Origin of the sequence: Chondromyces crocatus (genome assembly GCF_001189295.1) — a bacterium.
GTDB classification, from domain to species: Bacteria; Myxococcota_A; Polyangia; order Polyangiales; family Polyangiaceae; genus Chondromyces; species Chondromyces crocatus.
Genome location: NZ_CP012159.1, coordinates 10272994 through 10298378 on the forward strand (window position 1 = coordinate 10272994; position 25385 = coordinate 10298378).

At 66.5% G+C, this 25385-nt stretch carries 23 protein-coding genes and 1 pseudogene; 12 read left to right on the plus strand and 12 right to left on the minus strand.

What is annotated here, in order from left to right; genetic code table 11:
• Window positions 1-5: 5 nt before the first annotated feature.
• The 6 genes from CMC5_RS37160 to CMC5_RS37185 all read left to right on the plus strand — a co-directional run bounded on the left by CMC5_RS37160 (window position 6) and on the right by CMC5_RS37185 (window position 8391).
• Complete coding sequence (locus CMC5_RS37160; RefSeq protein WP_050434839.1) at window positions 6-581, plus strand: GNAT family N-acetyltransferase; 576 nt, start codon at window positions 6-8, stop codon at window positions 579-581.
• An 8-nt stretch (window positions 582-589) separates the two neighbouring features.
• Window positions 590-2128 (plus strand): sensor histidine kinase, encoded by a 1539-nt coding sequence (locus CMC5_RS37165; RefSeq protein WP_245678070.1) that lies wholly within the window; start codon window positions 590-592, stop codon window positions 2126-2128.
• Window positions 2129-2157: 29 nt separating this feature from the next.
• On the plus strand, window positions 2158-4032 hold the full coding sequence (locus CMC5_RS37170) for a sensor histidine kinase (protein ID WP_050434840.1): 1875 nt from the start codon (window positions 2158-2160) through the stop codon (window positions 4030-4032).
• A 40-nt stretch (window positions 4033-4072) separates the two neighbouring features.
• Window positions 4073-5095, plus strand: a complete 1023-nt coding sequence (ruvB, locus tag CMC5_RS37175) for a Holliday junction branch migration DNA helicase RuvB (protein WP_050434841.1) — start codon at window positions 4073-4075, stop codon at window positions 5093-5095.
• Window positions 5096-5164: 69 nt separating this feature from the next.
• Window positions 5165-7210, plus strand: coding sequence for a PAS domain S-box protein (locus tag CMC5_RS37180; RefSeq protein ID WP_245678072.1), 2046 nt, complete (start codon window positions 5165-5167; stop codon window positions 7208-7210).
• A 110-nt stretch (window positions 7211-7320) separates the two neighbouring features.
• Window positions 7321-8391, plus strand: coding sequence for a sensor histidine kinase (locus CMC5_RS37185; RefSeq protein ID WP_245678073.1), 1071 nt, complete (start codon window positions 7321-7323; stop codon window positions 8389-8391).
• Window positions 8392-8404: 13 nt separating this feature from the next.
• On the opposite strand, the gene CMC5_RS37190 is transcribed toward CMC5_RS37185, so the two are convergent.
• The 8 genes and pseudogenes from CMC5_RS37190 to CMC5_RS48165 all read right to left on the minus strand — a co-directional run.
• Window positions 8405-8920 (minus strand): hypothetical protein, encoded by a 516-nt coding sequence (locus tag CMC5_RS37190; RefSeq protein ID WP_050434843.1) that lies wholly within the window; start codon window positions 8918-8920, stop codon window positions 8405-8407.
• Entirely contained in the window at window positions 8917-9672 is a 756-nt protein-coding gene (locus CMC5_RS37195; RefSeq protein ID WP_050434844.1) for an anti-sigma factor family protein, read from the minus strand. Before CMC5_RS37195 ends, CMC5_RS37190 begins: the two co-directional genes overlap by 4 nt.
• Window positions 9669-10469: a sigma-70 family RNA polymerase sigma factor gene (locus CMC5_RS37200; protein ID WP_245678074.1), complete on the minus strand. Its 801-nt coding sequence runs from the start codon at window positions 10467-10469 to the stop codon at window positions 9669-9671. Before CMC5_RS37200 ends, CMC5_RS37195 begins: the two co-directional genes overlap by 4 nt.
• Window positions 10470-10507: 38 nt before the next feature.
• Window positions 10508-11509: a S1C family serine protease gene (locus tag CMC5_RS37205; RefSeq protein WP_245678075.1), complete on the minus strand. Its 1002-nt coding sequence runs from the start codon at window positions 11507-11509 to the stop codon at window positions 10508-10510.
• 158 nt (window positions 11510-11667) lie between these two features.
• Window positions 11668-11973 (minus strand): DUF1844 domain-containing protein, encoded by a 306-nt coding sequence (locus CMC5_RS37210; protein WP_245678076.1) that lies wholly within the window; start codon window positions 11971-11973, stop codon window positions 11668-11670.
• The gene (locus CMC5_RS37215) at window positions 11970-12221 is read right to left on the minus strand and encodes a hypothetical protein (protein WP_050434845.1); all 252 of its coding nucleotides are present in this window, start codon (window positions 12219-12221) and stop codon (window positions 11970-11972) included. Before CMC5_RS37215 ends, CMC5_RS37210 begins: the two co-directional genes overlap by 4 nt.
• Before the next feature lie 172 nt (window positions 12222-12393).
• Window positions 12394-12732, minus strand: coding sequence for an FKBP-type peptidyl-prolyl cis-trans isomerase (locus CMC5_RS48160; protein ID WP_245678632.1), 339 nt, complete (start codon window positions 12730-12732; stop codon window positions 12394-12396).
• Window positions 12733-12750: 18 nt separating this feature from the next.
• Window positions 12751-12924, minus strand: a pseudogene (locus CMC5_RS48165) (FKBP-type peptidyl-prolyl cis-trans isomerase); the annotation flags it as partial.
• Window positions 12925-13005: 81 nt separating this feature from the next.
• Here CMC5_RS48165 and CMC5_RS37225 point away from each other — a divergent pair.
• The 4 genes from CMC5_RS37225 to CMC5_RS37240 are packed head-to-tail and all read left to right on the plus strand — an operon-like array spanning window position 13006 to window position 17643.
• Window positions 13006-14418 (plus strand): efflux RND transporter periplasmic adaptor subunit, encoded by a 1413-nt coding sequence (locus CMC5_RS37225; RefSeq protein WP_245678078.1) that lies wholly within the window; start codon window positions 13006-13008, stop codon window positions 14416-14418.
• An 8-nt stretch (window positions 14419-14426) separates the two neighbouring features.
• Window positions 14427-15194, plus strand: a complete 768-nt coding sequence (locus tag CMC5_RS37230) for an ABC transporter ATP-binding protein (protein ID WP_050434847.1) — start codon at window positions 14427-14429, stop codon at window positions 15192-15194.
• The gene (locus tag CMC5_RS37235) at window positions 15191-16411 is read left to right on the plus strand and encodes an ABC transporter permease (protein ID WP_050434848.1); all 1221 of its coding nucleotides are present in this window, start codon (window positions 15191-15193) and stop codon (window positions 16409-16411) included. The genes CMC5_RS37230 and CMC5_RS37235 overlap by 4 nt, the downstream gene beginning before the upstream one ends.
• Window positions 16408-17643: an ABC transporter permease gene (locus tag CMC5_RS37240; RefSeq protein ID WP_050434849.1), complete on the plus strand. Its 1236-nt coding sequence runs from the start codon at window positions 16408-16410 to the stop codon at window positions 17641-17643. Before CMC5_RS37235 ends, CMC5_RS37240 begins: the two co-directional genes overlap by 4 nt.
• 77 nt (window positions 17644-17720) lie before the next feature.
• Here CMC5_RS37240 and CMC5_RS37245 read toward each other — a convergent pair whose 3' ends face one another.
• From CMC5_RS37245 to CMC5_RS37260, 4 genes are all read right to left on the minus strand, one after another.
• Entirely contained in the window at window positions 17721-19367 is a 1647-nt protein-coding gene (locus CMC5_RS37245) for a S1 RNA-binding domain-containing protein (protein ID WP_245678079.1), read from the minus strand.
• A 362-nt stretch (window positions 19368-19729) separates the two neighbouring features.
• Window positions 19730-20830 carry an Mrp/NBP35 family ATP-binding protein gene (locus CMC5_RS37250; RefSeq protein ID WP_050434851.1) on the minus strand — a complete coding sequence of 367 codons (1101 nt, stop codon included), beginning with the start codon at window positions 20828-20830 and terminating at the stop codon, window positions 19730-19732.
• 172 nt (window positions 20831-21002) lie between these two features.
• Complete coding sequence (locus CMC5_RS37255) at window positions 21003-22307, minus strand: hypothetical protein (protein WP_050434852.1); 1305 nt, start codon at window positions 22305-22307, stop codon at window positions 21003-21005.
• A 311-nt stretch (window positions 22308-22618) separates the two neighbouring features.
• Window positions 22619-23926: a hypothetical protein gene (locus tag CMC5_RS37260; protein WP_050434853.1), complete on the minus strand. Its 1308-nt coding sequence runs from the start codon at window positions 23924-23926 to the stop codon at window positions 22619-22621.
• A gap of 181 nt (window positions 23927-24107) precedes the next feature.
• Here CMC5_RS37260 and CMC5_RS37265 point away from each other — a divergent pair, with 181 nt between their 5' ends.
• Window positions 24108-24806: a TlpA family protein disulfide reductase gene (locus CMC5_RS37265; protein ID WP_245678080.1), complete on the plus strand. Its 699-nt coding sequence runs from the start codon at window positions 24108-24110 to the stop codon at window positions 24804-24806.
• A 14-nt stretch (window positions 24807-24820) separates the two neighbouring features.
• Window positions 24821-25369: a peroxiredoxin family protein gene (locus CMC5_RS37270; protein ID WP_050434854.1), complete on the plus strand. Its 549-nt coding sequence runs from the start codon at window positions 24821-24823 to the stop codon at window positions 25367-25369.
• Window positions 25370-25385: the final 16 nt, after the last annotated feature.

Genomic DNA, 25385 nt, shown 5'->3' on the forward strand with positions numbered 1-25385 from the left:
TCCCCATGCTGATCCTGCCGCCTCGCCAGGAGCTACGCTCCAGGCCGATCGAGACCGAGCGGCTGTTGCTCTTCCCCATCGATGGTTCGGACGGTCCCGAGATCTGGCATGCCGTCAGCAGCTCGCGAAGCGCACTGCAGCGCTGGTTGCCCTGGGTCCAGTTCCACACGGACGCCGCAGCCAGTACCCGGTTCGCCGAGGCGTGCGCCTCCGACTGGGAGCACGGGCGTGCCTTGCGCTTCGTGATCCGCGAGCGGGCACACCGCAGCTTCGCGGGTGTCGTCGGGCTGGAGTCCTGCGTTCACATCCACCGCTCTTGCGAGCTCGGGTACTGGCTACGCAGGGAGTCGACCGGGCGCGGCTTGATGACCGAGGCCTGTCGCGCAGTGCTCACCTTCGCGTTCCAGCAGATGGGAGCCCACCGGGTCCGCGTGGCAGCTGCCACGGACAATGCCGCTTCCCTGGCCGTGATCGGTCGACTGGGGTTCCGCTTCGAAGGGATCGCGCGGCAGGCCGAGTGGTGCGATGGACGGTGGCTCGATCATGGGGTCTTCGCGCTGCTGGCCACCGACCCGAGGTAGATTGAGGCGTGGCTCAGTTTCCGGCCCGCTGGCCTCGGGGCTCGCTGCCCCTCGTCCCCCTGGCGCCCGCGATCGTCGTCATCGTCGGTGTGACGACGGCCGTGATCATCGCGCTGCTCGGGAGCGGACAGCTCAAGAAGACGAGTGATCAAGCCTCGGCGCTCCGGGCCGAGGTGCTGGCCGCGACACTCGCAGCGCGACTGCGCTCGACGCCACTGGAGGAACAGGCGGAGCTGGTCGGGCGGGCCGCTCGGCGCTCCGCATCCGAGATCCTGGTCACGGATCAGACGGGGCAGGTATTGATCAACGAGACGTTCGGCTCTCCACCGCGCGAAGAGCTGCTCCGGATGCTCACGGCCGGCAAAGGGGAGTCCACCACCGCACTCGGCAGGGTGCGGTACGCCTCGCGGCCCCTGCCTCCGCCGCTCTCGAGCCAGTTCGTGGTCACGTTCGTCGCAGCGCCGAACCCTCCACCAGGCTCGATCACCCTGTGGAATGCCGTCGCGGCGTTGACCACGCTGCTGCTCGGGGTGGCCGTGGCCATGGCGCTGTCGATCACCCGCTCGGCGCGCGCCGACGTCGACTACCTGCGTCAGCGGATCACCTTGATGGCCCGTGGACCCGGATCATCGGAGTCGACCTCCGGCACGATCGCCATCGGCCCTGTTCCGATACGCTCGTTCGATCAGATCGGCGTCCTGACGTCTGCCTTCAACCTGCTCGTGGCGCGGTTCGCCGCGGCCGAGCGGAGCTACCGGGCCGACCTCACGCAAGCCGCCGAGATGGATCGAGAGCGCTCCGAGTTCCTCGCCGGATTGAGCCACGAGCTGCGTACGCCGCTCAACGCCATCCTGGGGTTCGCTCACGTGCTGGAGAGCGAGGTCGACGGCCCCCTCAGCCATGACGCCCGAGAAGCGCTATCCGTGATCCGACAGAGCGGCGAGCACCTGCGCACCCTCATTGATGACATCCTCGATCTTTCGGCGCTGGAGAGCGGAAAACTCCAGCTCTCGCGGCGCGCCGTGGATGTGCTGCAGGTCGCGGAGCAGGTGCTGCGCGAGATCTCGCCGGCAGCACGCGACAAGCCGGTTCGGCTCTCGGTGGTGGGGATGGGCGAAGTCCTCGCCAATGCGGACCCGAGGCGGGTGAGGCAGATCCTCACCAACCTGATCTCCAACGCAGTGAAGTTCACCACCCGCGGCTCTGTCACGGTGACGGTGGAGGCACGCGGCAGAAGCGCGGCGGTCACGGTGCACGACACGGGGCCCGGCATCCCCCCCGAGGAGACGTCCACCATCTTCGAAGAGTACCGCCAGGTGGGTGATCTCCGCTCACGACGCGCCGGGACGGGGCTCGGTCTGTCAATCGCTCGGAGGCTGGTGCTGATGCACGGCGGAACCATCCAGCTCAAGACGGCGATGGGGCAAGGCTCGACGTTCACTTTCACGCTGCCCATGTGGGTGGAGCCCCCGGCCAATCACTTGCTCGTCCCCACGCCGACGCCATCGCCGGTCGATGAGCTCTCCTCCGAGGGGAGGATCGCTTGAGCAGCGCGCACAGACGGTATGGACACAGGGTGCTCGTCCAGCAGCTGCTGGTTGGGCTCGGCGCATTTGGTGCGCTCGCGCTGCTCGGGCCGAAGCTGCTGTCGCTCGAGGACGAGATCGCCGCGGAAGTGCTGTCAGCGTGGGCCCGGCTTGCGGTCGTGGCGCTGATGGGGACGGGGGCCCTCACCCTGGCACGCCTGCGCGCTGACCAGCCCAACATCGAGGCGCTCGCCCGGAGCGCGGGCCCCAGGCACCCCCAGGAAATCGAGCGGGTGGCCGATCTACCCACCATCTTGACGATGCGCTTCTTCGCGCTGAGCTCGGTGGTGTCCAGCGCGCTCTTCATCCGCGGAATCCGACCTGACAAGCTCGATGACGAGCGAGCCATCAGCCTGCTCGTCCTCGCCATTACCATCCACGGCGCGGCGGCGCTCCCCCACTACCTGCTGACACGCGCCGCGACCGTGGGGCTCCTGGAGCGCAGTCCCATCGAGCAGGTCGGAGCGCTCCTGGAGAAGGCAGAACTCTACCAGACACCGCGCAGGCGCGTGACGCAGAAGCTGCTGCTCGCGGTGGCCGCGCCGGTGCTCCTCGTCGGCGTCGGTGCGGTACTGACGGCGCACGCGCACCTGCGCACGTTCCTCGAGCAGAGCCGTCAAACGACGGCAGTACTCATCGCGCGGGCTGCCCTCGAACCATCGCGCTCCGGGCGAGGGGAGCCAGGACGCGCCGACGCGATCGCCGCAGCAGCGGAGCTGGGCTTCATCGCCACCCGCCGACCGGAACGCCTCTTCGAGGCCGAGCCCTCGTTCGAGCGCGAGAATGACGGCCAGATCGCCGTGACCGTGCCCCTCGACGATGGTCGTGCGGTGATCCGCTTCTCCGCCAACCTGGATCCAGCCATCGGCACCTGGGGTGCACTGACGGCCATCCTCGCCGTGCTCGTCGCTGGAGCAGCAGGGCTGATGTTCGGGCGCGTGCTGGCAGGTGACCTGCTGCACGCGACGAGGCGCGTGCGACTGCTCGGTACGGACAGCGTGCTCCGAGGCGCCACGCAGATCGCACGGCCGGCCCGCTTCAAGGTCGTGGCGCGGCTCGGTCTCGCCATCGAGGACCTCACCGCGCGCTTCCGGGTTTTCGCGGCCGCCCAGGAGCGGGCGCTGGAGGCGCGCGAGGCCGCCCAGCGCATGCGTGGGCTGCTCTTCGCCAGCGTGAGCCATGATCTCAAAAGCCCGCTCAACTCGATCCTCGGGTTCGCCGAGCTGGTCGGGCAGGAGCGTCTCACACCTGCGCAGCAAGAGAGCCTCGGCCTCATCGCCACACGTGGACGAGAACTCCTCGGCCTCATCGAGACCATCCTCGACGCGGCGCGCGTGGAGGCAGGGCAGCTCACCCTGGAGTCTCAGCCCACGGACGTCGCGGAACTCGTCTCCGGGGCCATCCGGAAAGCGCACGAGCTCGCGAGCGACGTGAACGCGGACATCGCAGTGGAGATCGCTGCTGGGTTGCCGTGGATCCCCGTGGATCGTGCCTACGCGACGAGAGCGCTCGCCGTGATCCTGGCGCATGCCCTCCGCGTGGGGACCGCAGATCCATCGGCGCGCATCGTGCGCCTCACGGCCGCCTTCGCCGATCTGAACGGAGACTACATTCGCATCGAGATCGATTACGGCAGCCGCGATGTGCCGCCCGCCGAGCTGGAGGCCCTCTTCAATCGCCAGACGACGGCGCGCGGGCGGGGACTGACGCTCGGACTGAGCCACGCCCGGTCGGTCGTGGAACTGCATGGCGGCTCGCTGGAAGTCCTCGGTGCGCTCGACGGCCGCCCCCTCTGCCTCGCCTTCTTTCCGAAGACCCCTCCGCACGTGCGACCGAGGCTTTCCTCCTTTCCGACCCTGGGTTGATGCCCTTCCCTCCAGCGGCTGCACACGCTAGGTCCTGAGCATGGCTGAACGGGTGATCTCCCCCGGCGAGACGGGCGATGACGATCGGTTTGACCGCCTCTTTCGCCCGGGCTCGCTCGACGAGTACGTCGGCCAGGAGAAGCACAAGGACAACCTCAAAGTCTTCGTCCAGGCCGCACGACGGCGTCGCGAGCCGCTCGATCACATCCTCTTCTGCGGCCCTCCGGGGCTAGGGAAGACGACGCTGGCGCACATCCTCGCCAGGGAGATGGGGGTCACGCTCCACGCTACGAGCGGCCCCGCCGTGGAGCACAAAGGGGCGCTCGCAGGCCTCCTGACCAAGCTCGAGGAGAATGACGTTCTCTTCATCGACGAGATCCATCGGCTGACCCCCGCCGTCGAGGAGAGCCTCTACCCCGCGATCGAGTCCTTCAAGATCGACATCATGACCGGTGACGGCCCCTATGCGACCACGATCCAGCTCGGCCTGAAACCATTCACCCTGGTGGGCGCCACGACGCGGACCGGACTGCTCACGGCCCCTCTCCTCTCGCGCTTCGGCTACGTGATGCGGCTCGATTTTTATCCAGTCGAGGAGCTGGAACAGATTGTCCAGCGGAGCTCACGCCTCCTCGATATCCCCATCGAGCCTGCCGGCGCTCGCGAGATCGCTGCACGCTCACGGGGAACGCCGCGCGTCGCGAACCGTCTGCTGCGAAGGGTGCGCGACTTCGCCGAGGTGCTCGGCGACGGCCGTATCACCGCGGAGATTGCCCGCAAGACCTCCGAACGGCTCGAGATCGACGCTGCTGGCCTCGACGAGATGGATCGCCGGCTGCTGCGCGTGATCATCGATCACTATGACGGTGGTCCCGTCGGGATCGACACGCTCGCAGCGGCGCTGAGTGAGCCTCGTGACACGGTGGAGGACGTGTATGAACCCTTCCTGCTTCAGCAGGGATTTCTGGGTCGTACACCACGCGGTCGCATCGCCACGAGGCGTGCGTACGAGCACCTCCGCATCCCCCTCCCGGGCCCTGATCAGGGAAATCTGTTCTCCTGATCGATACGACGCAGCGCGCTGCGCTGAAGTCCCTTCATCCTCGAGCCTCGATGCCGATAAGCTCGCGTCGTGACCCGCGGCGATACGGTGCTCGTAGTCGACGACGACGCGGTCAGCCGTACCGTGCTGGCGAGGGCGCTCGTAGGCGCTGGATTCGAGGCCGAGGTGGTCGGCTCGGGTGGACAGGCGCTCACCTGGCTCGCTGAGCACACTCCATCGGTGATCCTGCTCGACTTGGTGATGCCTCCGCCCGATGGCTACGTCGTCTTGCGCTCCGTCCGGCGCGATCGGCGCACCGCCGAGGTCCCCGTGGTTGTGCTGACGGCCCTGGACAAGGATGAGGAGGTCGCCCGCGCCTTCGAGCTCGGGGCTGACGACTTCATCCGCAAGCCCTTCCGCCCTGTGGAGCTCGTTGCTCGCGTGCGAGGACAGATTCGCATGCGCGACTACGTCGTGGCGCTGGCGCGCAAAGAGCACGACGCCAAGGTGATCCTCGAGCTGACCCAGGCGCTCTCCTCGGCGCTCGACATCCGCGAGATCCTCTTCACCGTCGTCCGCCGCATCGCGGATGTCGCGCAGATCGATCGGTGCAGCATCATCCTCGTCCGCGAACAAGGCGACGTCGGCTATGTGGTCGCGTCGAGCGACGACAAAGATCTCCGCGATCTCCCCCTCGATCTCTCGAAGTACCCCGAGATCCAGCAGGTCCTCGGGACGGGTGAGGTGCTGGTCATCGACGATGCGCGGTCGAGCCCCATCTTCGATCTGGTCCGCACCATCCTCCCACCGGACAGCTTCCGCTCGCTGGCCATCTTGCCGCTCCTCTTCGAAGACAAGGCAATGGGCGTATTGTTCTTGCGAGGGCGGCGCCCTGTCGCGCTCCGAGAGCACGAGCTGTCTCTGGCGCGCACGGTCGCCGGCGCGACGGCGATCGCTCTGCGCAACGCCCGCATCCTTCAGTCACTGCGCGATCAGACCCAGCAGATCAGCTTCGCCCGATTCGAAGCAGAGCGACGACTGGCAGCCCTGCAGCCGTACGCCGACTTCTTCCATTCGGCAGCCGACGGGATCATCGTCATCGATCCGGATGGCCGCATCCTCTTCTCCAACCCACGTGCGCAGGCCATCACCTGCCGCACCGACTCGGAACTCTCGTCGATGACGCTGGCGGGACTCATCGATCCTCGCGATCGTGCCCTCCTCGACGATCTCAGAGGTGGCTTCGGACGAGGCGTCTTTCCACACACGGTCGACCTCACGATCCAGCGCTGTGACGAGAACCAATGCGAGCGTCGCGTCCTGAGCTGCAGCTTCAGCAGCGTGCTGCGTGAAGACGGAGGCGCCATCCTGATCAACTTTCACGACGTGACCTCCGAGCGCGCCACAGAGGCCGAACTCACCAAGACGAAGGAGTTCCTCGAGCGGGTCATCGAGAGTTCCGTCGACGCGATCATCTCTGCCGACATGAACGGCGTCGTGCTCCTCTTCAATCGCGCCGCAGAGCGCATCTATGGCTACACATCCGCAGAAGTCGTGGGGCTCAAGACCCTCCATGATCTCTATCCCGACGGCAGCGCCACCCAGATCATGCGCCTCATCCAGTCCGGAGATCATGGGGGCCCAGGAAGGCTGGAAGGCTACCGGACCGAGGTCCTCGCAAAAGATGGAACGAGGATCCCCATGATGCTGTCGGCGGCGCTGATCGTCGAAGGCGGCAGGCCGACGGGTTCCGTCGGAATCTTCACCGATTTGCGCGAACTCGTACGCATGGAGACTCAGCTCACCGCTGCCCAGGAAGAGCTACGCACCCGCGAGAAGCAGGCGCTCATCGCAGAACTCGCAGGAGCTACGGCCCATGAGCTGAACCAACCACTGACCTCTGTCCTGGGCTATGCCGAGATGATCCTTCGACGCGTGGATGCCACGTCTCCCGCTCAAGCTGCGGCGGCGACGATCCGCGCAGAAGCAGAGCGCATGGCGGAGATCGTCCGCAAGATCGGCAAGATCACGCGCTACGAAACGAAGAGCTACGTCGGGAGCGCGAAGATCATCGACCTCGATCGTTCGAGTGGAAATGATGATGGTTCGAGCAACTCCTCCGGGTCGGCGCAATGACGGTCAAGGCCGCGAGAAGAAAAGCCCCTCTGCAGGAGACACCGGCCGGCGCTCGTGAGTCACAGCCATCCGCCATACCGCCGGGTTGGCTGGAAGGTGTGCTCCTCGCGATGAGCGAGGTCGATCCTGAAGCAGACTCCGAGGAACGCATCACCGCCCTGGTGGAAGCTGCATTTCAAGCGCTCCCGGACTGCGCCATCGGCGTCCTGATCTCCCGCCCCCCTCAGCGGCCGCTGGCGATCCTCCGCTCTCCGCTCGGCGTGACCGCCGATTTTCAACACGACCGGCTGTTTCCCGAGTTCCCTTTCGAACGCGCCTTCCCCTTCGGCTCGGAGGATGGGGCCGTACTGCGCCTGGCCACGAGCACCCTGGACCAGCTCCAGGATCCGGCGATGGAGGCGTTCATGAGACATCTCACGGCCGCCCTGCGAGGCTCACTACGCCATGGCCGCTCACGCGAAGCCTTTCGTGAACAGATCATCCAGTCCGACAAACTCGCGAGCCTCGGTCAGATCGCCGCCGGCGTGATCCACGAACTGAACAATCCCCTCACCTCGATCCTGGCCTACACCGACTACCTGCACCGAAAAGGTGTGCGCACGGGCCTCGATGCGGCCGATCTGGAGCGCCTCTCGCGGATCCACGAGGCCGCGACGCGGATCCAGCGCTTCTCTCGCGATCTCACGACCTACGCGCGACCCTCCCTGGAACGACCGATCCCCCTCGCCATCCACGATGTGATCGATCGAGCCTTGCTCTTCTGCGAGCACGTCCTGGAGCAAAGCGGGGTGGTCGTGCTCAAGCGCTTCGGTGAGATCCCGCTCGTGCTCGGGGTTCACGAGCAACTCACGCAGGTCTTCGTCAACCTGTTCACCAATGCGGCCCAGGCCCTGCGCTCGCGTGGAAGCACGCTGGAGATCAGCACGAGGCTCGCCGAGTCGGGCGAGTTCGTCGTCATCGAGGTCAGCGACGACGGCTCAGGTGTCGAAGCCGATCATCTGCCGCACATCTTCGATCCCTTCTTCACGACCAGGACCGACGGTACGGGCACAGGGCTCGGGTTGAGCATCGTGCGCAACATCATCCACGCGCACGGCGGACACGTCCGCGCTTCCGCGCAGACGCCTCACGGGATGAGCTTTGCCCTGGAGCTACCTGCCGTCCTCGAAGTCACCCGGTAGCCCGAGAGTGCCCTCAGGGGACGACCTTGAAGCCGATGACGAGGATCCCGCCCTGGTGCTTCTGCCCAGCGACGAAGAAGTTCTCCCCCGCCTTGGCATTCACCTCGAGGAGGGGGAGGAAGCTGTCCCCGCCAGGCTGCTGAATGCTGGCAGACAGCACGTACCGCTGCGGCTCGTCCTTCTTCTTCGAGGCGACCACCTCTTTCAGAGACAGGCGCAGCACGCTCTGGTTCGGCAGCTTGAGCGTCGTCGGGTTGCTCTTCGTCACGCTCAGCCGGGTTCGCTCCAGCAGCTTGTAGCTGTTGTAGGCAGAGAACGGCGGCTTCGCCAGCTCGGGCATCGGACCGATCTTCGCGTCGATGCCCGTACCGTCATTGGTCGCATGCAGTACGACGATCTCCGTGGAGATCGCGGATTGAGCAGCCTGCGCAGGCGGGGCCGTCTTCTCTTGAGCGACCACGGGCAGGGTTCCAGAGACGAGCGCCAGCCCGAGCGCCGCCCCGATGAGTGCACTCGCTGAAAGTCTCATCGTTCTCCTCCAATACCCTCGTCGGAAAGCCATACAACTGCCGTCGTCGGACTAGCTTCGCTAGGCCCTGTCGCCACGTAGAAGATCGTGCCCATGCGTGCGCCGAAGTCCACCGCGGCGATCTCCACGCTCGGCTCCCCCTCTTCGTCCAGCTCTGCCGCTCGCGGGACCAGCACGCCAACCGAAGATGCCGTCTCCGTCGTCGTCGTCAGCGGGGGCGCGGTCGCAAGCTGCGGCAGCTCGCTGTCCAGTCGGCCCCAGATCATGAATCCTGCGGCGGCAGCCACCGCGATCGCTGCCAGGCCGAAGATCGTCCGAGCATTGTCGTTCGCTGCCTGCTGACTGCTCTTGGCTCGCGCCTGCATCAGCCTCGCGTCTCGACGCGGGATCGGGCGCTCCGCTGCAGACTTGCCGCTCTCCTTGAGCCCGTCCCCCGCCTCGGGCTCGTCGCTCGGCTTGGTCTCCCTGGAGACAGAGACCGCGTCGCCAGCGCCCTCCTTCTGCACACGCGCCATGATCAGATCGGCGAGTTCGATCGGAGGAAGCGCAGACGCCTGCTTGCGGACGGCCGTACCCACCACATCCATGGCCGTGAGCTTCGCTCTGGCCCTCGCGTCGTGCCTCAGGTGGGACTCCACCTCCAGGGCGCGCGCCTCATCCAGCTCCCCGTCTGCATAGAGCATCAGCTCCAGATCCGTCGGCCGAGGACCCATGCTCGCGTGGCCGGGTTTGCTGCCATTGGCACTCATCATGACCCCTCCTCCACGCCGTCTGCCTGACCATCGGGACCTTCCTCGGCATAGCAGTCAGCCAGCGCACGCTGAAGCTTCTGCCGAGCGTGAAACAACCGGCTCATGATGGTTCCCTTGGACACGCCCATGGCCTGAGCAATTTCCTCGTAAGACATCCCGTCCACTTCGCGCATCAGGATCACCCCCCGGTGGTAAGGGGGAAGCGCTTCCAGCGCCGCCTGGATCCGAGATGCGATCTCCTGACGCCGCATGACGTCGAGCGGGTCGGCCCCATCGATCCGGGAGACGAGGGGCAGCTCCTCGTCTTCATCGATGGTGCGGTTCTCCTGAAGCTCCAGGTCTCGCCGACCGGGCTTCCGCAACAGGTCGATCGAGAGATTCATGATGATCCGGTACAACCAGGTGAAGAAAGACGATCCCCCCTTGAACGAGGGGAGACCCCGATAGACGCGGAGAAAGGCCTCCTGGACGAGCTCTCGGGCGTCGTTCTCGTCCCGCACCAGACCGATGGCGATGCTGAATGCGCTGCGTTGATGGCGCTCCACGAGCTGGCGAAATGCCGCCCCGTCCCCCCGCTGCGCCCGCTCGATGAGCTCACGATCTTCCTCCGCTGCACGACGCCGTACCTCGCGGTTGGACGCCCGATCGCGTGCTCTATTCACGAGCGGACTGCTCTGCAGGTCCATCGCCGGCCCGAGAGGGATTTCCCCGACCTCGTGGTCAGCCTGCACCTGACCGTCCTCATCTGGACAGAGGTCCTGGTCCGTCTCGTCCAGGGGAGTGACGCTCGGAGGCACGGCGTTAGCCTACCCGAGCCCGAGGCGGAGGTGGCGCCTCACCGCTCTTCCTGTTCTTCAGGGACTTCCTGCTGTTCACCCAGCGTCACGCGCACGTCGAAGACGCGCTCGTGACGCCCGAGCCTCAGAGAGACGGGCTTGTTCACACCCGCGATGCTCACCAGCCAGCGCAGCTCGTTGGGGTTGGAGACCAGCTTGCCATCGAAGGCGAGAATCACGTCGTCGGGAGCAACACCGGCTTTGTCAGCGGGACCACCCGCTGCAACCGATTTCACCCAAGCGCCCTTCCGATCAGGCCGTTTCAGTCGCGCCGCTTCGATGGCGTTCAGCGAATCGACGACGACCCCGATGGCGCTCCGCCGGATTCGCCCTTCACGAAGCAGCATCGGCAGCAGCTGCTTCACCATGTTGATCGGGATGGCGAATCCAATGTTGTTGGCATTGGCACGGACGGCCGCATTGATTCCGACGACCTCTCCCCGAAGGTTCAGGAGAGGGCCACCCGAGTTGCCAGGGTTGATGCTCGCGTCCGTCTGGAGAAAGCTGAAGTAACCGCTCGGATCCAGGCCCTTCACGTCATCGCGCGTCCGGCCCTTGGCGGAGAGGATGCCCGCCGAGACAGTGTGCGACAGACCGAATGGATTCCCTATGGCCACGACCCAGTCGCCCACCTGGATCACGTCCGAGTCGCCCAGCGGGAGCGCTGGCAACCCCTTCTCTTCGACCTTGAGGACAGCGACGTCCGTCCTCTTGTCGCGCCCGATGACCGAGGCCTGCAGCTCCCGCTCGTCCACGAAGCTCACCACGATGTCGGTCGCGTCCTCGATGACGTGGTTGTTGGTGAGCAGGTAGCCGTCGGAGTTGTAGACGAAGGCCGTACCGAGACCTTCCGCCACGGTGCGCTTGCGGCCCAGACGGCCTGGACGTTCCACCCGGGCTTTCACCGTCGCGACGGCAGGATCGGCCTGCTGGGCCAGGGGAGCGAAAGAGCTGGGCATCCCCTCGCTGTTGACCACCGCAGGTGCAGGAGGAGGAGACATGGGGTGCGCGCTCGCGTGGCTCCCCGAGGGACTCGCTGAGCCGACACCAGAGAGCGACTCGGGACTTCCGGCGCCAGAGAGAGAACCATCCGTGCTCTTCCCGCAAGCCACGCTCAGGAGGCAGCCGAGAACGAGCAGGAGGATCCGCTCTGGAGCTCTCACGACCCTTTCGCGACCTCCACGTACCGGACGCGCAGGTCATAGAGGGCCTGGCTCAGCAGCCTCTCCTCTTCACCATTCAGGTTTCCGCGCGTCTTCTCCTCGAGCAGGCTGAGAAGATCGATGTCCTGACGCGCCAGCAGCAAGTTCTGCCCTTCGGCCTCGCCCGGACTGGGAGCATCCCCGAGATGCACGTAGGCCGAATGAATGATCGACAAGACGAAGGTGGAGAAGTCGAGCTTCGGAAGGTCGCCTTCGTCCAAGCCGCTCCCCTCCCCCTCGTTCGGCTTGCTGGCGTCGCTCACTCGACCCCGTCGTCTGCGGAAACGACGGATGCCGTGGAAACGACGGCCGCTTCGACGCGCGGAGCACTGAACCCCGAGGAGAGCGCCGGCTGCTCGAAGGGGATGCTCTCCGCCTGCGCTTCGACATCCGCCAGCCCAGCCGTGTAAGCCTCGATATCGGCGGCCGTGATCGCGCCACTGGCCAGAAGACGCTCCCTCACCCGCGTGTCGAGCTGGAGATCCGTCAGTTTACGTTCTGAAGTCGTCATCCTCGTTTCGTCTCCTTCGCGCGCCAGCAATGCTCGATCTGCAGCGGGGCAGCCCGCTCGAGGGGCGTCTCCACTCCATGCTCCATGGAAGGGCGACAGCTCCGATGCCTACCCCTACGACGACTACCTGCCGGACGCCATCACCGGCGTGAGCTTCTCGACAGGCCCGCTCCTAGTGGGCGTGCTCGTGACCACATCCGCACGCTCCGTCGTGGTCGCCTTCGTGGTCCATTTCGTTCTGGGCCTCCTCCAGCTCCTCGGCGCTCGCGGGCCGCACGCTGCAGACCTCCACCTGAAAGCGCACCGTCTGGCCAGCGAGGGGATGATTGGTGTCCACCTTGAAGGCATCCGGGAGGATCTCGATCACCCGGATCGCGATCTCGTCGCCTTCCGGACTGGGCGCGATGAACTCATCGCCGAGCTGCACACTCTCCGGATTCGGGAAGCCGTCACGCGCCACCGTGAACACCCCCTCCTTCTCATGCTCGCCGAACGCCTCCTCGGGCTGCACGACGATCTCTCGCTGCTCTCCGGCACGCATGCCGACGAGGGCAGTCTCCAGCCCTGGCACGATCTGGCCATAGCCATGAACGTACGTCAGCGGCTCGGCCGTGGTGGCCTGCTCGACGGTATCGCCGCGTTCGTCGAGGAGTACATAAGCCAGGGTCACGACCGTATCTCGGCCGATGGCAGGGGTGTTCATGCGCGACGACGCTTTGCCATGGTTCGTCACCGCTTTCAAGCAGGGCGCACCCCCACGTCCGCCATGATATGGAAGCGCTCCATGGGTGATTCTTCGCCTCCGGTCGTGCAAGAGCGAGCGGCCAGAGGGCACTCCACGATGGTCCCATCACCTCGAGATCCAGCCAAGCTGGAAGGCACGAACAGCATCGAGCCGAGCACGACGGCACCGACCCCGCGCTCGAAAACGTCGAAAGGCGCGCCCGATCGGATTCGGCTCGAGCGAGAGCTCGCCGCGGCTGGCAAAAAGCGCTGGGCCAGCCGCCTCGCAATCGTGGGCGTCCTCTGCGCCTTGATCGCAGGAGGCGTCACCTGGCGGATCAAGACGCGGCCGCCTCCGCCTCCACGCTACGTCACGGGAGAGATCAGCACGGGGGATGTCGTCGAGATCATCCAGTCCACGGGTCAGATCAAGCCATTGACCGAGGTCCAGGTCGGCGCCCAGGTCTCGGGACGGATCACCAAGGTTCTCGTCGATTTCAACAGCGTGGTGAAAGCGGGCGATGTCCTCGCGGAGATCGATCCCACGCTGTTCGGTGCCCAGATCGACTCCAACCAGGCGCAGGTAGTCGCTGCCAAGGCGAGCGTGGTGCGCGCCGAGGCCTCGTTGACCACGGCCAAACAACGGCTCGATCGCGCCAAGAGGCTGGTCGCGGAGGGCGTCGGGACTCAGGCCGACCTCGACACCGCCCAGGGGGCCTACGATGTCGCGCTCGCCGACGTCGCTGCCTCCAAAGCGCAGGTTTCGCAGCTCGCCGCGGTGCTCCGCTCCTCGCGCACCAACCTCGATTTCACGAAGATCTACTCCCCGATCAACGGCATCGTCATCGATCGCGCCATCGATCCGGGCCAGACCGTCGCGGCCAGCTTCCAGGCCCCTGTCCTCTTCGTCATTGCCCAGGACCTGCGCAAAATGCGCGTCTTCGCCGATATCGACGAGGCGGATGTCGGGCATGTCGCGGAAGGCATGATCTCCGACGTGACGGTCGACGCCTTCCCTGGGGAGCCCTTCAAAGGCACGGTCAGCCAGGTCCGGTTCAGCCCCCTCACCCAGTCGGGCGTGGTCACCTATGCCGCCATCATCGAGGTCGAGAACCCCGATGTGAAGCTTCGCCCTGGCATGACGGCGACGGTCTCGATCCGCTCCGCGGAGGCCCTCGGCGTGAAGCGCCTCCCGAATGCGGCCCTGCGCTTCAAGCCGTCGCCCGAGAAAGACAAGGACGGCAAGGAGATCAAACCGCCCCCCCTCGAAACCTTGCCGCCACGCAAAGGCCGGGTCTGGGTCCTCACGGACACGACGCCGGGCGCGGAGAAAATCGAACCCCGCGTCGTCGACGTGGGCATCACCGACGGGACCCAGACGGTTCTCCTGTCGGACCTGGGCAGCGCCACGATCGTGATCGACGAGGCGGACGATGCAAGCGCGGGCAACCGGCGAGGGCCGCGGATCTTCTGAGGTGCGCGATGACACAGGAGCCTGATGAGCCCCTGATCGAGCTCGAACACATCGGCAAGGACTACGTGACCGACGCGGTCGTGGTTCGCGCGCTCAGGTCCGTGGATCTGACCATCCTGCGGGGCGATTTCGTCGCCATCGTCGGGCAGAGTGGCTCGGGCAAGAGCACGATGATGAACATCATCGGCTGCCTGGACCGACCGACCCGTGGGACGTACCGCCTCGACGGCATCGACGTCACTCACCGGAGCAACGACGCCCGGGCCATCATTCGCAACCGCTTGATCGGCTTCGTCTTCCAGGGGTTCAACCTCCTGCCCCGGACCACCGCGCTGGAGAACGTGGAGCTGCCCCTCGTCTACCGGGGTGTCGACGCCAGGAAGCGTCGCCAGCTCGCGCTCCACGCCTTGACCTCGGTCGGGCTCGAAGACCGCCTGCACCACACCCCCAACCAGCTCTCGGGCGGCCAGCAACAGCGTGTCGCCGTGGCCCGCGCCCTCGTCACCTCCCCCCCTCTCCTCCTCGCCGACGAGCCCACCGGGAACCTCGACACCCGGACGAGCCTCGAAGTCCTTGGACTGCTTCAGGAACTCAACCGGACGAGTGGGATCAGCATCGTCCTCGTCACCCACGAGCCCGACATCGCAGCCTGCGCGAAGCGCGTCATCACCATGCGTGACGGCGCGGTCCGCAGCGACGTGCGCAACGAAGCGCCCCACGACGCGGCTGCGGCGCTCGCTGCGCTGCCCCTCCCCGAGGAAGACGCGGCCGAATGAAATCGTTCATCGCCGCGGTACGCATCGCCTTCCTGGCCATCCTGCGCTCCAAGCTGCGCGCAGCGCTCACGGTGCTCGGGATCTTGATCGGCGTCGCGGCCGTGGTGGTGGTCGTCGCCCTCGGTACGGGCGTGCGCCAGCGGGTCCTCCAGGAGATCTCCTCCATGGGGGCGAACATCATCTACGTGTGGCCTCAGACGACGCAGCAGTCCGGCGCGCGACGAAAAGAGCCCACGCAGATGACGGAGAACGACGCCGAAGCCATCCGCAAGGAAGCGCTGAGCGTCAGCGACGTCACCACCTTCAGCTCGACCACCACCCAGGTCGTCGCGAGCGAGCGCAACGTCTCGACGTCCGTCATGGGGACGACGAGGACCTACTGGGGCATTCGCTCCTTCACCTTCGCGCGCGGCGAGAGCTGGTCGGAGTCCGACGAGCAGCTCAAGGCCAAGGTCTGCGTCATCGGCGAGACCGTTCGCGAGAACCTGTTCGACTCCAAGGACGCCCTCGGCCAGTACATCCGGATCGGCAAGCACCCCTTCAAGGTGGTCGGTGTCCTCGCGCGGAAGGGACAATCGTCCTTCGGAGAAGACCAGGACGACCGACTCCTCATGCCCATCGGCAGCTTCCGCTCCCGCATCATGCCGGCCCCTCCCGGCAAGGTGGACCAGATCATGGTCTCGGCCACCTCCGAGCGCACCGTCGAGCGCGCCGTGAAGCAGATCCGCGACATCCTGAAGCAACGCCACCGCCTCGATCCTGACGACGAGCCCGACTTTTCCATCAGCACCCAGGCCGAGTTCCGCAAGTCGCAGGAGGTCATCTTCGACACCCTGACCGTCCTGCTGTCGTCCATTGCCGGGGTCTCCCTGCTCGTCGGCGGGATCGGCGTCATGAACATCATGCTCGTCAGCGTCACCGAGCGGACCCGCGAGATCGGCATCCGCATGGCCATCGGCGCCGACGAGGGCGACATCATGGTGCAGTTCTTGGTCGAGGCCATCGCCCTCTCCTGCATCGGCGGCCTCTTCGGGCTCGCCGTCGGCGTCGGCCTCATCTTCGCCCTCACCAGCGTCCTCGGCTGGTCCATGTCCCTCCCCCTCCCCGCCGTGTTCGCCGCGCTGGGGACCAGCACCGCGATCGGCATCATCTTCGGCTACCTCCCGGCCCGCCGCGCCGCCAAGCTGGATCCCATCCTCGCCCTGAGGCACGAGTGACCGCGCAGCTCAAACGCTTCCTCGCCTCGGTGCTCATTGCATTCCGCGCCGTCAGGCGGAACAAGCTGCGCGCCTCGCTCACCATCCTCGGAATCACCATCGGCATCGCCGCCGTGGTCACCGTCACCTCCCTCGCCACGGGCGCACGGGAGCGCGTCCAGGGCCAGATCTCCGGCCTCGGCTCGAACGCCTTGCTCGTCTTCTCCCGGTCCACCCGCACCTCGGGCCTTCGCAACGCCGCCGAGGGCTCACGCCTCTCCGAACTCGACGTCCAGGCCCTCGTCCGCGAAGCCACGAGCATCCGCTGGGCCGCCCCCTTCCTCCGCAGCAATGGCCAGGTCGTCCACGAAGGCCAGAACGTCACCTCGTCGCTGATCGGCACCCGCCTCGCCTACTTCTCCATCCGCAACTGGAACATCGCCGAAGGGGAGCTGTGGAGCGCGACCGCCGAGAACATCGCCGAGCGCGTGGTGGTCATCGGCAAGGACACTGCCGCGACCCTCTTCGGTGCCACCGATCCCATCGGTCGCAACATACGCATCGGGCGACACACCTTCCGCGTGCTTGGCGTCCTCGAAGAAAAGGGCTCGTCCCCCTTCGGGAACAGTCAGGATGAAATCGTCCTCATGCCCAGCACCACCATGCGCTCGTTCCTGCTATCGACGCGGCCTTACGAGACGCACGCCATCATGCTGAGCGCCACGGGCGAGGGCACGACCGCGCGAGCGAAGGCGCAGACCGAGGCCATCCTCCGACAGCGACACCGCATCCGCGAAGGCGAAGAAGACGACTTCCGCGTCCGCAGCCAGAACGAGTTCCAGGCGATGCAGGACACCATCTACGGCGCCCTGTCCGCCCTGCTGATCAGCATCGCCGCCGTCTCTCTGGTCGTCGGCGGGATCGGCGTGATGAACATCATGCTGGTCTCGGTCACGGAGCGCACCCGTGAGATCGGCATCCGCATGGCCATCGGCGCCCGGGAAGCCGACATCCTGACCCAGTTTCTGATGGAGGCGCTCGTGCTCTCGACCGTGGGAGGGCTCGTGGGCACCACGGTCGGCTATGGAGCCATCCTCGGCTTCGCGACCGCGCTGGACTGGCCGATGAAGCTCGACCCTGTCGCGCTGGCGATCGCCCTCGGCATCAGCACCACCATCGGCCTGGTCTTCGGCTTCTTCCCTGCACAGCGCGCGGCCCGGATGGATCCCGTGCAGGCACTGGGACGGGAGTGAGATCTTGCCGACAGGTGCTGGAACGGGTGTGAAACCCACCCGGGAGGGGCCCCATCGACAGGGGCCCCACCGAGAAGTCAGCTGTTCTTCTGCTTCATCAGGTCGGCGAACGTCCCGAACTTCGCCTCGCGGGCGACGCCAGCGCGGTACTGCTGGTAAGCGTGCCGCTCTGCGTCTTCCTTGAGCGCGCGGATCGACAGCTTCGCCTCACCTCGGCGCGGGTCCACCTCGATCACCTTCGCTTCCAGCTGGGTGTCGATCGGGAACTCCTTGCGCAGATCCGTGCCGCGCTGGGTCCCGGTGTGGCCGGCGGGGATGAACCCACGCGCCGCGCGACCCGTGACGCCGAGCACGCGAACGATGAGTCCACCGTCCGTCACCTGCATGACGGCGACCTTGACCATGCGGCCCTGCTGGACGCGCTGCCTCGTCTCCTGCTCTTCGCCTTCGCCGAGTGCGGGGTGCAGCCCGATCCGACGACCGGCGACATCGCAGTTCGAGACCGTCACCTCGATCTCCTCGCCGACCTTCACCACCTCGCTCGGGTGCTGGATCGGCTTCATCGTGAGATCGGCGGTGTGGATCAGCCCATCGATCCCCGGCTCGAGCTCGATGAAGGCTCCGAACGGCTGCAGACGCGCCACGCGGCCCTTGTGGCGCGTCCCTGGAGCGTACTTCTCTCGCGCCGCTTCCCAGGGGTCGACGGTGATGGCCTTGCGGCTCAGCCACAGCTTCCCCTTCTCGTCCACGCGCAGGACCTTGACCTCGACCTCGCTGCCCGGCTTGAACAGATCGTTCAGCTTGGCTCCGCGGTCATGGCTGGCCTCGCTGAGGTGCACCAGGCCCTCCACGTTCCCCGCGTCGGGCAGCGCCACGAACACGCCCCACGCCACGACCTTGCGTACGATCCCCTTGTGGACCGAGCCAGGCTCGACCGCGCTGAGCGCCTCGGTGCGCGCCTTCCGCTGCTCCTCCTCGAGGACGTGTCGCCGGGAGACGACGATGTCGCGCCCCTTCTTGGCGTACTGGGTCACCATGAAATCGAGGCGCTGACCCACCAGGTAGTTCAGGTCGGCCCCGTGGTGGAGGTCCACATGAGAGGCCGGAGCAAACGCCCGCAGTGCCCCCAGGTCGACCTCGAGGCCTCCCTTCACGACACCAGTGACGAACCCGGACACGGGCTCGTTGCTCTTCGACGCGGCCTCGATCCGGGTGCGCGTCTCGTCCAGGCTCGCCGTCGCTCGGGAGAGCACCAGCATCCCACCGCGCATCCCCGTACTGGCGACCGTGGCGATGAACTGATCCCCTTCGGCCGGAGGGTCGTCATCCATCAGCTCGCGTCGATCGAACAAGCCGGTCGCTTTCCCGGCGATGTCGATCCAGACCGCGTGCTCCGTCACACGGCTCACGCGGCCGAACACCTCTTCACCGATGCTGAACGCCGGTCGCTCACGGGGCGGCTGGGGCGCTCCTCGGGGGCGACGCTTCTGCCCCTCTCCGCCTCCCTGCTCTCCACCGGCCTGCTCGGCGTCGTCGCCCTCGCCTCCCTCGGCCTCTTCACTCCCCTCGGGCGCGGCGGCGTTCTCACCGGCCTGGGCTCCCTCGCCCGGGCCCTTGCGCCGACGCCGACGCTTCTTCTTGCTCGCGCCCTCTCCATCACCCGACGGAGCGGGACCACCAGGCCTCCGGTTTCCGATGTCATCGGGAAGCGACGCCCCCCTCACGCGGTTTCCGATGTCGTCGCCAGGCTGATCGGCCCACTGCTCCGAATCGCTCTCCGCTGAGGAGGACGAACTGGTCTCAGAGGCGGCGGGGGCGGCGACGCCTTCCACCGGCTCCGGCGCTGCCTCGACCGCTTCGCTGGGTGCGGGAGCAGACGGAGATGATTCAGATGCTCCCTGGTCAGCGTGATCCTGGGAGGCATGAGCCGGCGTTGTGTTGTTCTCGTCGCTGTTCATTCGCGCCTCATGCGACGGCACTTGCTCACTTGGTGGAGAGCGTAGTCGCTCTTGCGACCGTCGCCCCTTCCGTCTCGGGAAAAGGGGCCGGAACCATATCCTACCTGGCGGGCTTGCGCGAGCCCTAGCTAACGCATGATCGGCAGGTGACGGTTCACCCCGCCACTCCGGTCGATGCGGGGCCCGCCCTCGCTCGACAGCCCCTGAGCGCTCGCGCGGTCGGCGAGCCGCTCGGCAACGGAGAGGAACGCCTTGGCCGCCTCGCTATCGGGCGCGGCCTGGACGATGGGTGTCCCCGCGTCTCCCCACTCCCGAATGGCTGGCACGATGGGAATTTGCCCGATCAGCGGTGCCGCGGCGAACTCCGCGATCCGCTGCCCACCGCCAGAGCCGAACAGCTCATGGCGCTTCGTGCACCCATCACAGATGAAATAGCTCTCGTTCTCCACCACCCCGAGCAGCGGGATGCCCACCTTCTGCGCCATGGAGACCGACTTGTAGACATCCTGCAGCGCGACCTCCTGTGGGGTGGTCACGATCACCGCGCCGGTCGTCCGGAGCTTCTGGGAAATCGTCAGCGCGATATCGCCGGTGCCAGGAGGAAGATCGAGGATGAGGTAATCGAGCTGCCCCCAGTCCACGTCGCGCATGAACTGGAGCAACGCATTCTGGAGCATCGGCCCACGCCACACGACGGCGGAGCGCGCGTCCTCGATCAGGAAGCCGATCGACATCAGCTTCACCCCGAACCGCTCGAGCGGCAGAAACCTCTGACCATCCGCCGACGTGGGGCGCCCCATGACGCCGAACATGGTCGGGACGCTGGGCCCGTACATGTCGGCGTCGAGGAGGCCCACCTTCGCCCCGGCACGGTTCAGCGCGAGCGTCAGGTTCGCGGCGACCGTGCTCTTCCCGACGCCCCCCTTACCGCTCATCACGAGGACGATGTTCTTCACGCCCGGGCTGGGATCGTCCTCCTGGATGTCCCTCGATGGGATCTGCAGATCCCAGGTGATCTTCACCTCTCTGGCGCCCGCGCCTCGAAGCGCCTGCTCGACGGCGGCCCCGAGTTGCGCCTTGAAGGGGCTGGTGGCCACGACCTCCAGCGAGACGTCGTCCCCCACGATCTCCAGATCGTGAACCCGATCGATCTCGGTGAGCGGTCGCTCCATGTCGGGCGCAACGACCTTGCGAAGCGCAGCGACGGCTGCATCGAACGTGATGGCCATGGCCCGTGGCTGTTAGGACCGGGTGCCGGGCCAGTCAATCGCTAAGCGCGCCGGAGAAAGCGAAGCGCGACGGCCCAAGAGACGCGAAGAGGAAGGGCCGCGACAAAAGAGCGACGCCCGCTCGGCGAGGTGCCAGGCGGGCGCCAGCTTGGCCTGAATGGCCGTTGGTCGACTACCCGCCGATCGCGCCCTGGATCTCCGCCACCGCGCTCAAGCTCGCCTGGAGCTTGGTCGTGGACGCCTGGATGGAGGTCGCCACGTCGGGAAGCGCCACGAGCGCGCAGCCAGCACCGATGCTCGCCTTCAGGTCGGCCTCGGCCGACAGTCCGTCGAGCGCGCCCTTCACGGCGCCCTGACCAGCAGCCACGAGGTTGGCACCGCTGTCGACCAGGATCTCGGCCTTCGCCACGCCGGCAACCATGCCGGAGAAGTAGCCCTTGAAGTTGCCGATGAAGGCCTTGAAGTCAGCCTGCGCATTGACATCGCCCTGCACGGCCGCGCTCCACTGCCACGCGATGTCGATCGAGGGCGGCGTGCACTCGACGCTCGCGCTGGCCTTCGCCTCGACGGTCGCCTTGCACTCCGCGGACACGCTCGGCGGCGTCACCTTGCCGTCGCAGCCGCCCTTGCACTTCACGTCCGCCTTGCCGTTCGCCTCGCAGCGCGCCTCGGCAGTCGCCTCGCACGAGCCGCTGGGCGGCGTGTACTCGCACGACCCCTCGCACTTGCCAGAGCAGCTCCCGCCCGCGGTCAGCTCGCAGGTACCCCGGCACTGGCCGTCGCACTTGCCCTTGCAGTTACCCGCCGAGTCCTCGACGGAGCAGGTTCCCTGGCACTCGCCTCGGCAGGTCCCCTCGCAAGTGGCCGCGACCGAGAGGTCGCAGTCACCCGTGCAGGTCCCGCTGCACGCGAGGTTCGGCGCCTGACCCTTGCAGGAAAGCTTCGCCTCACCCGTGCAGCTCGCCTGCACCGATGCATCGATCGTGCAGGAACCCGAGCACGTCACCTCGACGCTGCCCGGATCGACGTTCACGTCGCACGAAGCCGCCGCGCTCGCCGTCACCTCGACGGACGCCTCGCAGCGCGGCTCCTGCACCTTCACGGTCAGACCACCGGACACATTGGCGTTGATCTTCGCCGTGAGTGCAGCACGGACATCGGCCACAGGCGCGTCCGCCTCCAGGCCGAGGCTCGCCTTCAGCGCGTCGAGCTGGGTCGTGATGCCCCCGGTGACCTGCCCGGCCGCCCCGGTGAAGTCCACGACCGCGCCGAAGAAGGCGTCGATGCTCGCGATGCCGGAGATGGATGCGTTGCCTTCGAGCACGCCGTCCACCGGACAGACGAGCCCGCACTGCGCCGCCAGGTTCCCCAGGGGACCATCGCCGTCACAGCCGGTCATCACGGCGGGCGCGGCGAAAGCGGCAGCCATCACCGGCAGCGCAGCGAGACGCAGCGACCGGGCCGTATCCTTGAGCATGCTAGTCTTCTTATTCATTTCCGAAGCACTCCTTGGTGAGTCCAGTGACTCGGGTTCCACCGGGTTCGAAGCGGCCTTGTCGCCAGTGACGCGCCTGATGTGGTTCGTGTCCAAAGACGTATCGGACGGACCGAGAATTCAAGCCTGCACGTCAACAGCCACTGGTCGGCCGACGTTAGCCCGCCACACTGGAGTCGTCTAGACCCGTCCACCGTCGGGCACCCTTCCGACGGTCGAAGAGCAGGGTCAACTCCACGGGAGTCCACGCTCGCCCCGAGGTCAACCTCGGGGCAACCCGTACATCTCGTGGGTCATTTGCAGAACCCTTCCCGACATGTCGTCCCCGAGGGGCAATCGATCCGAGGATTCGCCGGCTCCGGCGGGAACCCCGGCCCACCGACGTCGCACTCGTACCAGCAGCCGAACCGCTGCACGGTGGCGCTGTACGGGAAGTAGCAGCGCCCGTACCCGCTATCGCCAGGCTCGTAGTTGTTGTCCTCGTTCAGGCACTCGCCACGCATGATCCCGCTGGGTGAGAGCGGGCAATCGTCGTCCGTCGTGCAGGGCAACGCCGGAACGACGCCGGGGCCATTCGGATCGGGGCGCTCCCAGGGCAAGCACGCCTTCTGCTTGTCGAGACCGGCGATCGGCGTGCAGAGCGCGTTCGGCCCACAGTCGAGATCGTCCTGGCAGGGCTGGCAGAAAGCCCCCTCCCCGGCGCAGCTCCCGAAGCGCGGCTTGCAGGACCCCCCCTGGCACGCATAGTCCACGTCGCAGTCCGAGTCGGCATTGCAGGCGCGAGCGCACCGGTTCGATCCGCCGATGTCCACGCAGGTCGTCCCATCGGCCAGCGAGCAATCGAGATCGCTCTCGCACGGATCGCACTGGTCCCGCTTGATGCACGTCTTCCGCAGCGCGCACATCGAGCCCTCGGCATACGTGTCGCCGGCGGTCGCGAGGTCGATGCACGGCTCGCTCGAGAACCCGCAAGCGGCGTGGTTCCCCTTGTCGGTCCCGCACACCGCCCGCGGATCCCGCGTCACCCCGCAGGCGTAGCCGCCCGGGCAATCCTCGTCACCGCTGCACCCTCGCAGGCTGCAGTAAGCGTCGGCGTCTCCCTCGCCCGACGAGAGGCAGACCAGGCCAATGCATTGCTCCGCAGGGCAGCATGGTGACCCGTCGGCGCACGTGGTCGTCCCGTCACCGCGGTCCGTGCATTGCTCGGGGCGTCCACCGCACGCATCGGCTCCACACGCAGAACCATCGGGACACGCGGCGAGCCCTTCGCATTGCTGCTGACCAAACGGACAGACCACACCGAACCCCGCCGCCTTCTGCTTCGGCTGGCAGACCATGATGTTCGCGTTGGTCTCGTCCTCGACCGCCGGCAAACACTCCTGCGTGTTCGTGTTGCACGCCTGGTGGGAATCGCAGAGCAGCTTGCACTGGTTCCCCACACAGGTGTTCTGATCCTTGCAGAGGCTCGGCTCGCATTTCCCCTGACAGACCCCGTCGATCACGATACCGCCGACGCACTCCTCCACCGAGCACGCGGCGAACCCCGTCACCGCCCCGCCGACGAGGGCCGCCAGCGCGAACGACGCCCGGAGAGCTCGCATTGCGCCTCGCCACCGCCCCGCGGTATGCCCGGACGCAGCGCTCGACGTGGACCCGGAAGAAAGCAACGGCTGGTACATGATTCGACCTCGGGGCGGACGGCGAGGCTCCGCCTGACTCTTGACTCGCACCAATACGCCCGGAAGAATGAACCTTCTACATCAAAACGCAGGCGGGACCTTCATGCAGAAAGACGAGCTGGTACGTTGGGCCGGAGTTGGCGCGGTCGGGCTCTCGCTCCTCAGCGGCTGCGTCAGCGAGGAGCTGGCTCCTCCATTCCCTAATGGTAGCGGGCAGGACGCGATCGACGTCGCCGCCTATCCCGAGAGTCCTTATGGAATCCGGGTCGGCTCCACGATCGCGAACTACAAGTTCGTCGGCTACGCCAATGCATCGGAGGTGAACGATGCGTTGCAGGAAATCCGTCTCTCCGACTTCTACAATCCCACCGGCGAAGACGTGTATTCGGACGAGGGCCGGGACGTTCAGTACGGCGCCGGAAAGGCGAAGCCGAAGGCCCTGCTGATTGTCGTCTCCTCCGTCTGGTGCGGCCCCTGTAACTACGAGGCGGAGAAGGTCTTGCCGGACGAGTACAAGCGCTTCGCGCCCCACGGCGAGTTCCTGCTCCAGCTCGCGGACGGCGGGACGCCAGGCGACCCCGCAAAACAGCGGGACCTCTACAACTGGACGCGCAAGTACAAGGTCGATTACCCCTCGGCGATCGATCCCTCGTACAAGCTGGGCTCCTTGTTCAACGCGGACGCTTACCCGGCGAACATGATCGTCGACACGAGGGACATGTCGATCGTCCAGGTGGTCTCGGGCTCCCCCAGCTCGGGCTTCTGGAACACCTTCCAGCGTGTGGTCGACGGCACGCTATGAGAGATGGCGCGCCCATGACGCATTTCACGCGCCGCGGTCTTCTGCTCACCGCCATCGCCGTGAGCCTCTCCCTCAGCGCCTGCTCGGGTGCAGCCGGCGGAGGTGCTGGTCGACCCGCTTCCACGGGTGGCGCGGGCGAGGCCCCTGATTTCTCGCTGCCCACCCTCGATGGCAAGACGGCGCGCCTGTCGGACTACCAGGGCAAGGTCGTCCTGATCGATTTCTGGTCGACCACCTGCGACCCGTGCATCGCGGCGATGCCGCACCTCGTCGAGCTGTACCAGAAGAACAAGGATCGGGGCTTCGTCGTCCTGTCCATCGCCCTCGACGGCCCCGAGTCGCGCTCGCAGGTCAGCAACGTCGTTCATCAGCGAGGCATGGTCTTCCCCGTCCTGCTCGACGAAGAGACCACGGTCACGGCCCGCTACAACCCCAAGCGCGAGCTTCCGTTCACCGTCCTCGTCGACCGCTCCGGCTCGATCCTGAGAAAGCGCGGCGGCTACCAGCCCGGCGACGAGGCAGCGCTGGAAGCCGAAATCGAGAAGGCGCTGGGCAGCCCCTGAAGCGCTGACCGGAACG

Coding starts and splice junctions, on each gene's coding strand:
- CMC5_RS37255 (WP_050434852.1), bottom strand. CDS start 22,307: ATGCTCAAGGATACGGCCCGGTCGCTGCGTCTCGCTGCGCTGCCGGTG.
- CMC5_RS37260 (WP_050434853.1), bottom strand. CDS start 23,926: ATGCGAGCTCTCCGGGCGTCGTTCGCGCTGGCGGCCCTCGTCGGCGGG.
- CMC5_RS37250 (WP_050434851.1), bottom strand. CDS start 20,830: ATGGCCATCACGTTCGATGCAGCCGTCGCTGCGCTTCGCAAGGTCGTT.
- CMC5_RS37225 (WP_245678078.1), top strand. CDS start 13,006: ATGGGTGATTCTTCGCCTCCGGTCGTGCAAGAGCGAGCGGCCAGAGGG.
- CMC5_RS37195 (WP_050434844.1), bottom strand. CDS start 9,672: ATGATGAGTGCCAATGGCAGCAAACCCGGCCACGCGAGCATGGGTCCT.
- CMC5_RS37265 (WP_245678080.1), top strand. CDS start 24,108: ATGCAGAAAGACGAGCTGGTACGTTGGGCCGGAGTTGGCGCGGTCGGG.
- CMC5_RS37215 (WP_050434845.1), bottom strand. CDS start 12,221: ATGACGACTTCAGAACGTAAACTGACGGATCTCCAGCTCGACACGCGG.
- CMC5_RS37230 (WP_050434847.1), top strand. CDS start 14,427: ATGACACAGGAGCCTGATGAGCCCCTGATCGAGCTCGAACACATCGGC.
- CMC5_RS37160 (WP_050434839.1), top strand. CDS start 6: ATGCTGATCCTGCCGCCTCGCCAGGAGCTACGCTCCAGGCCGATCGAG.
- CMC5_RS37185 (WP_245678073.1), top strand. CDS start 7,321: ATGAGCGAGGTCGATCCTGAAGCAGACTCCGAGGAACGCATCACCGCC.
- CMC5_RS37270 (WP_050434854.1), top strand. CDS start 24,821: ATGACGCATTTCACGCGCCGCGGTCTTCTGCTCACCGCCATCGCCGTG.
- CMC5_RS37190 (WP_050434843.1), bottom strand. CDS start 8,920: ATGAGACTTTCAGCGAGTGCACTCATCGGGGCGGCGCTCGGGCTGGCG.
- CMC5_RS37205 (WP_245678075.1), bottom strand. CDS start 11,509: ATGTCTCCTCCTCCTGCACCTGCGGTGGTCAACAGCGAGGGGATGCCC.
- CMC5_RS37235 (WP_050434848.1), top strand. CDS start 15,191: ATGAAATCGTTCATCGCCGCGGTACGCATCGCCTTCCTGGCCATCCTG.
- ruvB (WP_050434841.1), top strand. CDS start 4,073: ATGGCTGAACGGGTGATCTCCCCCGGCGAGACGGGCGATGACGATCGG.